This is a genomic window from Streptomyces sp. cmx-4-9, assembly GCF_046548835.1.
Classification (GTDB): Bacteria; Actinomycetota; Actinomycetes; order Streptomycetales; family Streptomycetaceae; genus Streptomyces.
The window spans coordinates 82,218-95,135 of record NZ_JAEBEE010000005.1; the positions used below are offsets into that span (position 1 = coordinate 82,218).

The following is a 12,918-nucleotide window of genomic DNA, read 5'->3' on the forward strand; positions in this document are numbered from 1 at the left end:
GTTCTACTCCCTACGCACTCCGTCTACGTGCGTAGAACCCGGCGTTCCCGTCGCGAGGAGCAGCTCATGGCCCAAGTCGTCCGTGCTGCTCTGGTCCAGGCCACCTGGACCGGAGACACCGAATCGATGATCGCCAAACACGAGGAGCACGCCCGCCGGGCCGCTGCCCAGGGAGCGAAGGTCATCGGGTTCCAGGAGGTCTTCAACGCCCCCTACTTCTGCCAGGTCCAGGAACCCGAGCACTACCGCTGGGCCGAGGCCGTCCCCGACGGCCCGACCGTGCGCCGCATGCAGGACCTCGCCCGCGAGACCGGCATGGTGATCGTCGTCCCGGTCTTCGAGCTGGAGAGCGAAGGCTTCTACTACAACACCGCCGCCGTCATCGACGCCGACGGAAGCTACCTCGGCAAGTACCGCAAGCACCACATCCCCCAGGTCAAAGGCTTCTGGGAGAAGTACTACTTCCGCCCGGGCAACCTCGGCTGGCCCGTCTTCGACACCGCCGTCGGCCGCATCGGCGTCTACATCTGCTACGACCGCCACTTCCCCGAGGGCTGGCGCCAACTGGGCCTGGCCGGAGCCCAGCTCGTCTACAACCCCTCCGCCACGCACCGCGGGCTCTCCGCGCACCTCTGGCAGCTGGAACAGCCCGCCTCCGCCGTCGCCAACGAGTACTTCGTCGCCGCCATCAACCGGGTCGGCCAGGAGGAGTACGGCGACAACGACTTCTACGGCACCAGCTACTTCGTCGACCCGCGCGGCAAGTTCGTCGGTGACGTCGCCAGCGACAAGGAGGAGGAACTCCTCGTCCGCGACCTCGACTTCGACCTGATCAAGGAGGTCCGCGACCAGTGGGCCTTCTACCGCGACCGCCGCCCCGACGCCTACGGAGGGCTCGTACAGCCGTGACCAACCCGATCCCCCTGCACAGCCGCCACGCCGCCGTCCTGCCCGACTGGCTCGCCCTCTACTACGACCGCCCCCTCGAACTGACCCACGGCGAGGGCCGCTACGTCTGGGACGCCGACGGCAACCGCTACCTCGACTTCTTCGGCGGCATCCTCACCACGATGACCGCCCACGCCCTGCCCGAGGTCACCAAGGCCGTCTCCGAGCAGGCCGGGCGGATCATCCACTCCTCCACCCTCTACCTCAACCGGCCGATGGTCGAGCTGGCCGAACGGGTCGCCGCGGTGTCCGGCATCCCCGACGCCCGGGTCTTCTTCACCACCTCCGGCACCGAGGCCAACGACACCGCCCTGCTGCTCGCGACCACGTACCGCCGCTCCAACCAGATCCTCGCGATGCGCAACAGCTACCACGGGCGGTCCTTCTCCACGGTCTCCGTCACCGGCAACCGCGGCTGGTCCCCGACCAGCCTCTCGCCGCTCCAGACGCACTACGTGCACGGCGCCGTCCGCACCCGCGGCCCCTTCGCCGCCCTGCCCGACGCCGAGTTCACCGCCGCGGCCGTGGCCGACCTGGAAGACGTACTCGGCCAGACCCGCGGGGGAGTGGCCGCGCTCCTGGCCGAGCCGATCCAGGGCGTCGGCGGGTTCACCTCCCCGCCCGACGGGCTCTACGGGGCCTTCCGCGAGGTCCTCGACCGGCACGGCATCCTGTGGATCAGCGACGAGGTGCAGACCGGCTGGGGCCGTACCGGAGAGCACTTCTGGGGCTGGCAGGCCCACGCCCAGAACGGGCCGCCGGACATCCTCACCTTCGCCAAGGGCATCGGCAACGGCATGTCCATCGGCGGGGTCGTGGCCCGTGCCGAGGTGATGAACTGCCTGGACGCGAACTCCATCTCCACCTTCGGCGGCTCCCCGGTCACCATGGCCGCCGGCCTCGCCAACCTCTCCTACCTCCTGGAGCACGACCTCCAGGGCAACGCCCGCCGCGTCGGCGGCCTGCTGCTGGAGCGGCTGCGCGCGGTCGCCGCGCACGCACCCGCCGTACGCGAGGTGCGCGGCCGCGGCCTGATGGCCGGGCTGGAGCTGACCCGCCCCGGCACCGACCGGGCCGACCCCGACGCGGCCGCCGCGGTCCTGGAGGCCGCCCGCGCCGGCGGGCTCCTGATCGGCAAGGGCGGCGGCCACAACACCAGCGTGCTGCGCATCGCGCCGCCGCTGTCCCTCACCGTCGCCGAGGCGGAAGAAGGCGCCGACATCCTCGAACAGGCGCTCCGCAGCATCCAGTAGGGGGACCCCATGAGCAACCGCACCCTGATCCGCGGCGGCCTGGTCGTCACCGCCGCCGACGAAGTGCACGCGGACGTCCTCATCGAGGACGGACGGGTGGCGGCCCTCGCCGCACACGGCTCGGCGGCCGCGGACGCCTGGACCGCCGAGCGGACGATCGACGCGAGCGGCAAGTACGTCATCCCGGGCGGCGTCGACGCGCACACCCACATGGAACTGCCCTTCGGCGGCACCGCCGCCTCGGACACCTTCGAGACCGGCACCCGCGCCGCCGCCTGGGGCGGCACCACCACCATCGTCGACTTCGCGGTGCAGAGCGTGGGCCGCGCCCTGCGCGAGGGGCTCGACACCTGGTACGACAAGGCCGACGGCAACTGCGCGATCGACTACGCCTTCCACATGATCCTCTCGGACGTCAACGAGGGCACCCTGAAGGAGATGGACCTCCTCGTCGGCGAGGGCGTCACCTCCTTCAAACTGTTCATGGCCTACCCCGGCGTCTTCTACAGCGACGACGGGCAGATCCTGCGCGCCATGCAGCGGGCCGCCGGAAACGGCGGGCTGATCATGATGCACGCCGAGAACGGCATCGCCATCGACGTCCTCGTCGAACAGGCCCTGGCGCGCGGCGAGACCGACCCCCGCCACCACGGCGAGGTCCGCAAGGTCCTGCTCGAAGCCGAGGCCACCCACCGGGCGATCCAGCTCGCCCGGGTCGCCGGATCCCCGCTGTACGTGGTGCACGTCTCCGCCGAGGAGGCGGTCGCCGAGCTCGCCGCCGCCCGGGACAAGGGCCTGCCGGTCTTCGGGGAGACCTGCCCGCAGTACCTCTTTCTGTCCACCGACAACCTCGCCGAACCCGACTTCCAGGGAGCGAAGTACGTGTGCTCCACCCCGCTGCGCCCCCGCGCGCACCAGGCGGCCCTGTGGCGGGGGCTGCGGACCAACGACCTCCAGGTGGTCTCCACCGACCACTGCCCCTTCTGCTTCCGGGGCCAGAAGGAACTGGGCCGGGGCGACTTCTCCAAGATCCCCAACGGTCTGCCCGGCGTGGAGAACCGCATGGACCTGCTCCACCAGGCCGTCCTGGACGGGCACATCAGCCGCCGCCGCTGGATCGAGATCGCCTGCGCGACCCCGGCCCGGATGTTCGGCCTCTACCCCCAGAAGGGCACCATCGCGCCGGGCTCCGACGCCGACATCGTCCTCTACGATCCGCACGCCGAGCAGGTCATCTCCGCCGAGACGCACCACATGAACGTGGACTACTCGGCGTACGAGGGCAGGCGGATCACCGGACGCGTCGACACGGTCCTCTCGCGCGGCGAACTCGTCATCGACGGGCGCGAGTACACCGGCCGGGCCGGCCACGGGGTGTTCGTCCCGCGCTCCACCTGCCAGTACCTGTAAGCCAGTAAGGAGCCGCCCGTATGGACTTCGGCCTCGTCCTGCAGACCGACCCGCCCGCCTCCCAGGTCGTCAGCCTCATGAAGCGGGCCGAGCGCAACGGCTTCCGCTACGGCTGGACTTTCGACTCCGCCGTGCTGTGGCAGGAGCCGTTCGTCATCTACAGCCAGATCCTGGCCAACACGCAGAAGCTGACCATCGGCCCGATGGTCACCAACCCGGGCACCCGCACCTGGGAGGTGACCGCCTCCACCTTCGCCACCCTCAACGACATGTACGGCAACCGCACGGTCTGCGGGATCGGCCGGGGCGACTCGGCGATGCGGGTTGCCGGACGCGCCCCCAACACCCTGGCCCGCCTCGGCGAGGCCATCGACGCCATCCGCGGTCTCGCCGAGGGCCGCGAGGCCGAGGTGGACGGCAAGCCGCTGCGGATCCCGTGGATCAAGGACGGGAAGCTGCCCGTCTGGATGGCCGCGTACGGCCCCAAGGCCCTGGCCCTCGCCGGGCAGAAGGCCGACGGCTTCATCCTCCAACTCGCCGACCCCTACCTCACCGAATGGATGGTCAAGTCCGTCCGCGAGGCGGCCGCCGCGGCGGGCCGCGACCCGGATGCGATCACCATCTGCGTGGCGGCCCCCGCCTACGTGGGCGACGACCTGGCGCACGCCCGCGACCAGTGCCGCTGGTTCGGCGGGATGGTCGGCAACCACGTCGCCGACCTGGTGTCCCGCTACGGCGAGCACTCCTCGATGGTCCCCGACGAACTCACCGAGTACGTCAAGGCCCGCCAGGGCTACGACTACAGCCACCACGGCCGTGCCGGGAACCCGTCCGCCGACTTCGTCCCCGACGAGATCGTCGACCGCTTCTGCCTCCTCGGCCCAGCCGAGGCCCACATCGAGAAGCTGCGCGTCCTGCGCGACCTCGGCGTCGACCAGTTCGCCGTCTACGACATGCACGACGCGAAGGAGGCCACGATCGACGCCTACGGTTGCGACGTCATCCCGGCCCTGACCGGCTGACCCGCTGACCCGCTGGCCCCCTGACCGGGTGATCCGCATCCGCTCGCCGGGCGTCCGCCGGGCCGGTTCACCCCGCGGCCACCCGGAGTCCGGCCGTCCGTCGCCCCGGGCGGTGGGGTTTGTCGGCCGGGCGTGGTGTGATGGACGCATGATCGACGATTTCCTGTCCCGTGACCTGTCCGACGTGGAAGAAGCCGTCCGCAAGGCGGCTGCGGTCGAGATCATGCCGAGATTCCGGCAGCTCGCCGAGCACGAGGTGGACCAGAAGAGCGGCCCGCACGACCTGGTGACCATCGCCGACCGCCAGGCCGAGGAGCACCTCACGGCCTCGCTGACCCGGCTGCTGCCGGGTTCGGCGGTGGTCGGCGAGGAGGCGGTGCACGCCGACCCGACCGTGTACGGGGCGCTGCGCGGCGACGCGCCGGTGTGGATCGTGGACCCGGTGGACGGCACCCGGCAGTTCGTCGGCGGCGACCCCGCCTTCTGCACCCTCGTGGCGCTGGCCCACCGCGGGGAGATCCTCGCCTCCTGGACCTTCGCCCCGGCACTGGAGGAGCTGGCGACCGCCGTACGCGGGCAGGGCAGCCACGTCAACGGGGTGCGCATCCACAGCGGTTCGCCCGATCCGGGCGCCGAGCTGCGGGTGGCCATGGCCCATCCGCTGTACACCTCCGAGGCCGACAAGCGCACCCTCGCCCGGCTCGACGTGCCGGGGGTCGCCGCCAGGCCCTGCGGCTCGGCCGGCCTGGAGTACCTGAAGGTCGCCCGCGGCGAGATGGACGCGCTGGCCTTCACCTGGCCTTCCGCCTGGGACCACGCGGCCGGCCTGCTGCTGGTCGCGGAGGCCGGCGGCGCCCAGAGCACGGTCGACGGGATCCCCTTCCGGGTGGACCGGGACAATGCGCTGCCCTTCGCGGTGGGCCGGGACGAGGCCACCGCCGTACGGATCCGCGAGCTGCTGCGCGGCGCGTGAGCGAAGTCCCGCCGGTCGGGCGGCGACGGGCCCCGCACGGGGGCGGAATATCCTGGGGGCCGTGGCGCCGCCGGACGAAGGAGTCGCAAGTGCCGTCCATTCTCGATGCGGTCGTGGTGGGGGCCGGGCCCAACGGGCTGACGGCCGCCGTCGAACTGGCCCGGCGCGGCTTCTCGGTCGCCGTCTTCGAGGCCGCCGAGACGGTCGGGGGCGGAGCCCGGACCGAGGAGCTGACCCTCCCCGGCTTCCGGCACGACCCCTGCTCGGCCGTGCACCCGCTGGGCGCCGGCTCACCGGTCTTCGCCGGCATGCCGCTCGAACGCCACGGCCTGGAGTGGCTGGACGCCCCGCTGCCGATGGCGCACCCCTTCGACGACGGCACGGCCGCCGTGCTCTCGCGCTCGGTCTCCGAGACGGCCGCCTCCTTCGGGCCGCGCGACGCGGGGGCGTACCGGCGGCTGGTGCAGCCGTTCCTCGGCCGGTGGGACACCCTGGCCCGCGACTTCATGTCCCTGCCCAGCACGGCGCTGCCCCGGGACCCGGTCACCCTCGCCCGCTTCGGACTGGCCGGACTGCCGCCGTCCACCTGGCTCCTGCGCCGCTTCCGCGACGACCGGGCCCGGGCCCTGCTCGCCGGGCTGGTGGCGCACGCCAACGCCCCGCTCGGCGGGATCGCCACCGGCGCGGTGGGCCTGGTCTTCGCGCTGGCCGCGCACGCGAACGGCTGGCCGCTGCCGCGCGGCGGCTCGCAGTCCCTCTCGGACGCCCTCGCCGGGTACCTGCGCGAGCTGGGCGGGACGGTCCACACCGGATGCGAGGTGAAGCGGCTCGACGAGCTCCCGCCCGCCCGGGCGTACGTCTTCGACACCTCGCCGACCGCGCTGGCGCGCATCGCCCGGCTGGGGAACGCGTACGACCGCTACCGCTACGGCCCCTCCGTCTTCAAGATCGACTACGCCCTGGACGGCCCGGTCCCCTGGACCGCGGGGGAGGCGCGCCGGGCCGGGACCGTCCAGATCGGCCCGGGGAGCCGCGACATCGACGCCGCCCTGCAGCTCGCCTCCGGCGGCCGGGCGCCCCGCAACCCCTTCCTGATCACCGCGCAGCCCAGCCTCGTCGACCCGGGCCGGGCTCCTGCGGGCAAGCACGTGTTCTGGGCGTACGGGCACGTCCCCGCGGGCTGGGACGGCGACCTGACCGAGGCCGTCGAACGCCAACTGGAACGCTTCGCGCCGGGCTTCCGCGACCTGGTGCTGGCCCGTGCGACCGCCGGCCCGCCGCAGCTCGCCGCCCGCAACGCCAACTACGTCGGCGGGGACATCGCCTGCGGAGCCGTCTCCGGACTCCAATTGCTGCTGCGGCCCAAGCTCTCGCTGTCCCCGTACACGACGGCGCATCCGGCGGTCTACCTCTGCTCCTCCGCGACCCCGCCGGGGCCGGGAGTGCACGGCATGTCCGGCCACAACGCCGCCAAGGCGGTCTGGCGCCGACTGCGGAAGGAATCCTGATGGTGCGCATCACCCTCGTCCAGGGCGACATCACGGCCGAAGAGGCCGACGCCGTGGTGAACGCCGCGAACTCCTCGCTGCTCGGAGGCGGGGGAGTGGACGGCGCCATCCACCGCAAGGGTGGCCCGGAGATCCTCGCCGCCTGCGAGGACCTGCGGCGCTCCTCCTACGGCAGGGGGCTCGGCACGGGCCGGGCCGTCGCCACCACGGCGGGGCGGCTGCCCGCGGAGCACGTGATCCACACCGTCGGCCCGGTCTGGTCGCGCGAGGAGGACCGCTCGGAGCTGCTGGCCTCCTGCTACCGGGAGTCCCTGCGAGTCGCCGACGAGCTGGGAGCCCGTACGGTCGCCTTCCCGGCCGTCTCCACAGGCGTGTACGGCTGGCCGATCGACGACGGGGCCCGGATCGCGGTGGAGACGGTGCGGGCGGCCGGCACCTCGGTGGAGGAGGTCCGCTTCGTCCTGTTCGACGCGGACGCGTACCGGGCCTTCGAGGCGGCGCTGGCAGCTGCCTCCTGAGACCGGTCCGCGGACGGGGCGCCGGCGTCCGTGCCCGCGTCCGGCGGCCATCGGCCCGCCCGGTTCGGGGGCGGACCGGGGGTCACCGGGGGGCCGAGTGCCCGGGGCGGGGCCGGGGATAGGTACGGGACTGCTTGACGCTGCCGTACGCGAAGCTCGACTCGATCGAGGCGATGCCCGGGATGGCGTGGATCCGGTGGCGCACCAGGGCCTCGTACGCCTCCAGGTCCTCGATGACCACCCGCAGCAGGTAGTCGCTGCTGCCCGCCATCAGGTAGCAGTCCTGGATGTGCTCGATGCCCGCCACGTGCTCCTCGAAGAGGCGGACCGCCTCCGCCGTGTGGCGCTCCAGCCTGATCCGGACGAACACGGTGACGGGGAGCCCGAAGCCGACCTGGTCGACCATCGCCGTGTAGCCGCGGATCAGGCCGGCTTCCTCCAGCCGGCGGACCCGGCGCAGGCAGGGGGAGGGGGACAGCCGGACGCGGTCGGCGAGGTCCTGGTTCGACAGGCGGCCGTCGGCCTGCAGCTCTCGGATGATCTGCAGGTCGACCGCGTCCATGGCCGTGCTCCTCGGGTGCGTGCCCGGCGCGCCGCCGGGACTGCGGCGGCGGACGGGAGATACCGGGCGATACCGCGGCAGGGCCGGGGTCTGTCCTGCCGTTCTTGGCAGATCCTGCCCCCACGCTAGGCCCAGGGGGCAGAACTGGCAATCGGCTGCCCCGCTCCACGCCCTAGCGTTGCCCCGTGCGGACCGGACCGGTCCGCGTCGAAGAGGCTGGAGCACTTCCTTGGTCGCGACGCACACCACCGGCGCGCCCCCGCCCTCCGGTACGGCAGTCCCGCAGGCCGGCGACCCCGGCCGGCGCGGGCTCTCCCCGCAGGCCCAGGGCGTGGCGGCCCTCCTGGTCACCGTGGCCATCTGGGCGGCCTTCGCGCTCAGTGCCCGCGCCCTGAGCGCTTCCTCGCTGCTGCCCGCCGACGCCGCCCTGCTGCGGTTCGGCGTACCGCTGCTCGTGCTCCTCCCGGCCCTGTGGCGCCGCCGCCACCGCATCGCCGCGGTCCGGCCCGGCCCCGCAGCCAAGATCGTCTGCGGCGCCGGGGTGCCCTTCTTCCTGGCGGCCATGCACGGCGGCTCCCTGACCTCCGCGGCCTTCGTCGGCTCGATCGTCCCCGGCATGGTGCCGCTCTTCGTCAGCGCGCTGATGGCCGCCCGGGGCCACGGTGCGCCCCGGGGCACCCAGGCGGCCGGGCTCGCCCTGATCGCCCTCGGCGTGGCCGCCCTCGTCTGGCGCCACGTGGTCCCGGTGGACGCCGGCGTCCTGGAAGGCGCCGGCACCCTCCTCGTCGCCAGCGGCCTGTGGGCGCTGTACACGGTGGGGCTGCGCGACGTGGACCTCGACCCGGTGGGCTCCATCGGCCTGCTGTGCCTGCCCTCCTTCGTGCTGGTCGGGCTGCTGGTGCTGACCGGGGCACTGCCGACCGGGCTCGCCCGGGCCGCCACCGGTGACATCGCGCTCTTCCTGGTGGTGCAGGGGCTCGGGGTCGGCCTGTGCGCGGGCCTGCTGTACGCCTTCGCCATCCGCCGGCTGGGAGCGGAGCGCAGCTCCGTCGTCGGCAGTCTCAGCCCGGTCGCCGTCGTCCTGCTGGCCGTGCCGCTGCTCGGCGAGTCGCCGACCCCCGCGGTACTCCTCGGGGTGCCCCTCATCACCGCCGGGGTCGTCCTGGCCAACCGCCGGGGCCGCAGCACCGGTCCCGGCCGCCCCCGCGCCACCGCCCGCCCCCGCACGCCCCTGCGCTCCCGCACGCCCGTGCGCAGCCGTGTCCGCCCGCGTCCCGAGGTCCCTGCCGATGCTTGAGCTCCTCCCCCCGCCGCCCACCGACCCGCTGTGGGACCTGACCTACGAGTTCGGCACCGACGAGCGCCCCGAGCGGCTGAACCTCGTCCTCGGCGTCTACCGCGACCCGGCGGGCAGCACCCCGGTGATGGCCGCAGTGCGCGCCGCGGAGATCCGCCTGGCGGAGCGCTCCGAGTCCAAGGAGTACCGCGGGCTGTCCGGCAACGCCGCCTTCAACCGCGCCCTGCTGGGCATGGTCCTGGGCCCGGGCGGCCCGGGCGGCCCGGCCGACCGGGCGGCAGCCGTGCAGACCGTCGCCGGCTCCGGGGCGCTGCGGCTGCTGGCCGACCTGGTCTGCCGGACCCGGCCGGGCACCACCGTATGGATCAGCGACCCCGCGTACGTCAACCACCGCCCCATCCTGGAGGCCGCCGGCCTGACCGTGCGCACCTACGCCTGGCGCGACGCCGCCGGCGGCTTCGACGCCGCCGGGGCTCTGCGGGACCTGGCCGGCGCGGGCCGCGAGGACGTGGTGCTGCTCCAGGGCTGCTGCCACAACCCCACGGGGGCCGACCCCGCGCGTCAGGACTGGGAGGCCCTGGCCGGGCTGGCCGGCCGGGCGGGCTGGGTGCCGTTCGTCGACCTCGCCTACCACGGGCTGGGCGACGGCCTGGAGGCCGACCTGTGGGCCACGCGCATGCTGGCCGAGCGGGTGCCGGAGATGCTGATCGCCGTCAGCTGCTCCAAGAACTTCGGGCTCTACAGCGACCGCACCGGCTGCGCCATCGTCCTCGGCGCCTCGGCCCGGGCGGTACGGCACGCCGAGACGGCCCTGCAGAACGCGGCCCGCACCCTGTACTCGATGCCCCCCGAGCACGGCGCGGCCGTGGTGACCACCGTCCTGGAGGACGCGGGCCTGCGGGCGCTCTGGCGCACGGAGCTGGACCTCATGCGCGACCGGATCGGGGCGAACCGCGCGGAGCTGACCGCCTGCCTGACCGCGCGGGGCCACGGCGACCTCGCCGCCACCCTCGCGCGGCAGAAGGGCATGTTCTCGATGCTGCCGCTCTCCGCGCCCGGGATGCTGGCACTGCGCCGCCGGTTCGCCATCTACGGCACCACCTCGGGGCGGATCAACATCGCGGGCATCCCGGAGGACCGGATCCCCTGCCTGGCGCGCGGCATCGCCGGGGTCCTGGAGCAGCCCTCCCCGCCGACACAGCGCCTGGCGCCGAGGCCTCGGATAGGGTGAATCGGTAAGATTTCGGACACCCCGGGGTGAGGTCGCCTGCGTTGGACACCTACCAGTCGACGAGCGAAGTGCCGGAGCAGCAGCCGGTGCCCGCCGTCGGTTACGCCGGAGTGCTCCGTGAACTGCTCCCCATCGCCCTGTGGCGGGAGGACGCGGCCGGACGCGTCGTCGAGTGGTCGCTGGCCGCGCAGGACCTGCTGGGACACCGCCCCGAGGACGTCATCGGCCGCCACGGCACCGCCGTGCTCGTCCCCGATGCCAACCGGGAGCTCGCCGGTGAGCTGACCCGGCGGGTCCAGTCGGGTGAGACGGTCGTCGGCACCCTTCCGGTCCGCCACCGCGACGGGCACCGCGTGCCGATGGAGATGTGGATCGTGCCCGCCCGCGACGCCCAGGGCGGCACGGGGGCCCTGCTCATCGCCGTGGAGACCTCCCAGGTCCACCACATGCGGGACTCGCTGGCCGCCCTCCAGAGCCTGTTCACCCAGTCACCCATCGGCCTCGCCACCCTCGGCCCCGACCTGCGCTTCCTCCGGGTCAACGACGCCCTGGCCCGGATGAACGGGGTCTCCGCCGAGGCGCACCTGGGCCGGCGGCTCACCGAGGTGGTGCCCGGGGTCAACGCCACCGCCCTGGAGGCGATGATGCAGCGGGCCCTGGACGGGGGGACCGCCGTCGTCGACGTCCGCCGCACCGGCCGCACCCCGGCCGACCCCGAGCACGACCGGACCTGGTCCTGCTCCTACGCCCCCCTCCTCGACGGCGCCGGGCGCCGCCTCGGCCTCATCGCCTCCCTGATCGACATCACCGAGGGCCAGCGCGCCCAGGCCGACGCCGAACGGTCCCGGCAGCGCTTCGCCCTCCTCGCGGAGGCGGGTACCCGCATCGGCACCACCCTGGACCTGCGCCAGACCGCCCGGGAGATCGTGGAGGTGCTCGTACCGCAGCTGGCGGACTCCGCCGACGTACAGCTCCTGGAAGCGGTACTGGAGCCCGACGAGGCGGCGGCGTCGACGCACGGGATCCTGCGCCGGCTGGCGGCCACCTTCCCCGATCCGGACGCACCCACCGCGAAACTGTCCGCCGGACAGACCTTCCAGATCCCGGCCGGCACCGTGTACGAGCAGGTCATTGCCGAGGGCAGGCCCATGGACCTGTACGCCTCCGACGTCCCGGCCCTGATCAGGGACCCGCGCGCGGAACGGCTGCGCAGCTACCTCGCCGGCCTCGGGTCGGCCCGCATGATCCCGCTGGTCGCCCGCGGCACGGTGCTCGGCGCCGTCGCCGTGACCCGGCTGCGCACCCGCGAGCCCTTCGACGCCCAGGACCGGGTCCTGATCGACGAGCTCGTCGCCCGGGCGGCCCTCAACATCGACAACGCCCGCATGTACACCCGCCAGCGGCAGGCGGCCCTCACCCTCCAGCGAAGCCTCACCAACAGCGCCCTCCCCGAGGTGGCGGGCCTCGAACTGACCGGCCGCTACCTGCCCGCCAGCGACCACGACGTCGGCGGTGACTGGTTCGACGTGATCCCGCTGCCCGGCGGCCGGACCGGCCTGGTCATCGGGGACGTCATGGGCCACGGTATCCACGCCGCCGCCGTGATGGGCCAGCTGCGCACGGCGGTGCGGACCCTGGCGCGCCTGGACGCGCCTCCGGCCCGGCTGCTGCGCTCGCTCGACGCGGTCGTCTCCGACCTGGGCGAGGACGAGATGGCCACCTGCGTCTACGCGGTCCACGACCCGGTGTCGGGCAGCTGCCTGATCGCCCGCGCCGGGCACCCGCCGCCGGCCGTGGCCGGACCCGGCGGGGAGGTCGCCTTCCTGGACGGCCCGCCCGGGACCCCGCTGGGCACCGGCGCCCGGGACTTCCGCGAGGAGCAGGTGCTGCTGCCCCCGGGAAGCCTCCTCGCCCTGTACACGGACGGCCTCATCGAGGCCCGTGACCGCGACCTCGACCAGGGCATGGCCGAGCTGGCGGGGGTGCTGAGCGGGGCTGCGCAGCCCCTGGAGGAGCTGTGCGACGGAATCCTGGAACGGCTGCTGCCGTGCGCCCCCCAGGACGACGTGGCGGTGCTGCTGGCGCGCGCCCGGCCCCTCTGACGGGGCGGGCCGGTCCGGCGGGGACGGCCGGCGACGGCGAGGACGGCCGGCGACGGCGAGGACGGCCGGCGACGGCGATGCGGGCAGACCGGCG

The 12,918-nt window shown here is 73.7% G+C and carries 11 protein-coding genes; 10 read left to right on the forward strand and 1 reads right to left on the reverse strand.

Annotated elements, in window-relative coordinates:
* The first annotated feature begins 66 nt into the window (after positions 1-66).
* The 7 genes from ACLJTM_RS16780 to ACLJTM_RS16810 all read left to right on the forward strand — a co-directional run bounded on the left by ACLJTM_RS16780 (position 67) and on the right by ACLJTM_RS16810 (position 7,632).
* Entirely contained in the window at positions 67-909 is an 843-nt protein-coding gene (locus tag ACLJTM_RS16780; protein WP_411104398.1) for a nitrilase-related carbon-nitrogen hydrolase, read from the forward strand.
* Positions 906-2,201, forward strand: coding sequence for an aspartate aminotransferase family protein (locus ACLJTM_RS16785; RefSeq protein ID WP_411104399.1), 1,296 nt, complete (start codon positions 906-908; stop codon positions 2,199-2,201). The genes ACLJTM_RS16780 and ACLJTM_RS16785 overlap by 4 nt, the downstream gene beginning before the upstream one ends.
* Positions 2,202-2,210: 9 nt before the next feature.
* Positions 2,211-3,611 carry a dihydropyrimidinase gene (hydA, locus tag ACLJTM_RS16790; protein ID WP_411104400.1) on the forward strand — a complete coding sequence of 467 codons (1,401 nt, stop codon included), beginning with the start codon at positions 2,211-2,213 and terminating at the stop codon, positions 3,609-3,611.
* 20 nt (positions 3,612-3,631) lie between these two features.
* Positions 3,632-4,633 (forward strand): TIGR03842 family LLM class F420-dependent oxidoreductase, encoded by a 1,002-nt coding sequence (locus tag ACLJTM_RS16795; RefSeq protein ID WP_411104401.1) that lies wholly within the window; start codon positions 3,632-3,634, stop codon positions 4,631-4,633.
* Positions 4,634-4,781: 148 nt separating this feature from the next.
* Positions 4,782-5,606 carry an inositol monophosphatase family protein gene (locus tag ACLJTM_RS16800; protein ID WP_411104402.1) on the forward strand — a complete coding sequence of 275 codons (825 nt, stop codon included), beginning with the start codon at positions 4,782-4,784 and terminating at the stop codon, positions 5,604-5,606.
* A gap of 89 nt (positions 5,607-5,695) precedes the next feature.
* Complete coding sequence (locus ACLJTM_RS16805) at positions 5,696-7,114, forward strand: phytoene desaturase family protein (protein ID WP_411104403.1); 1,419 nt, start codon at positions 5,696-5,698, stop codon at positions 7,112-7,114.
* The gene (locus ACLJTM_RS16810) at positions 7,114-7,632 is read left to right on the forward strand and encodes an O-acetyl-ADP-ribose deacetylase (RefSeq protein ID WP_411104404.1); all 519 of its coding nucleotides are present in this window, start codon (positions 7,114-7,116) and stop codon (positions 7,630-7,632) included. Before ACLJTM_RS16805 ends, ACLJTM_RS16810 begins: the two co-directional genes overlap by 1 nt.
* A gap of 82 nt (positions 7,633-7,714) precedes the next feature.
* Here the strand turns inward: ACLJTM_RS16810 and ACLJTM_RS16815 are convergent, their stop codons facing one another.
* On the reverse strand, positions 7,715-8,194 hold the full coding sequence (locus tag ACLJTM_RS16815) for an Lrp/AsnC family transcriptional regulator (RefSeq protein WP_411104405.1): 480 nt from the start codon (positions 8,192-8,194) through the stop codon (positions 7,715-7,717).
* A 229-nt stretch (positions 8,195-8,423) separates the two neighbouring features.
* Here ACLJTM_RS16815 and ACLJTM_RS16820 point away from each other — a divergent pair, with 229 nt between their 5' ends.
* The 3 genes from ACLJTM_RS16820 to ACLJTM_RS16830 are packed head-to-tail and all read left to right on the forward strand — an operon-like array spanning position 8,424 to position 12,824.
* A complete protein-coding gene (locus ACLJTM_RS16820) occupies positions 8,424-9,491 on the forward strand; it encodes a DMT family transporter (RefSeq protein ID WP_411104406.1) in 1,068 nt (355 codons plus the stop codon).
* A complete protein-coding gene (locus ACLJTM_RS16825; protein ID WP_411104407.1) occupies positions 9,484-10,722 on the forward strand; it encodes an aromatic amino acid transaminase in 1,239 nt (412 codons plus the stop codon). Before ACLJTM_RS16820 ends, ACLJTM_RS16825 begins: the two co-directional genes overlap by 8 nt.
* A gap of 41 nt (positions 10,723-10,763) precedes the next feature.
* Positions 10,764-12,824, forward strand: coding sequence for a SpoIIE family protein phosphatase (locus tag ACLJTM_RS16830; RefSeq protein ID WP_411104408.1), 2,061 nt, complete (start codon positions 10,764-10,766; stop codon positions 12,822-12,824).
* The last annotated feature ends 94 nt before the right edge of the window (positions 12,825-12,918 follow it).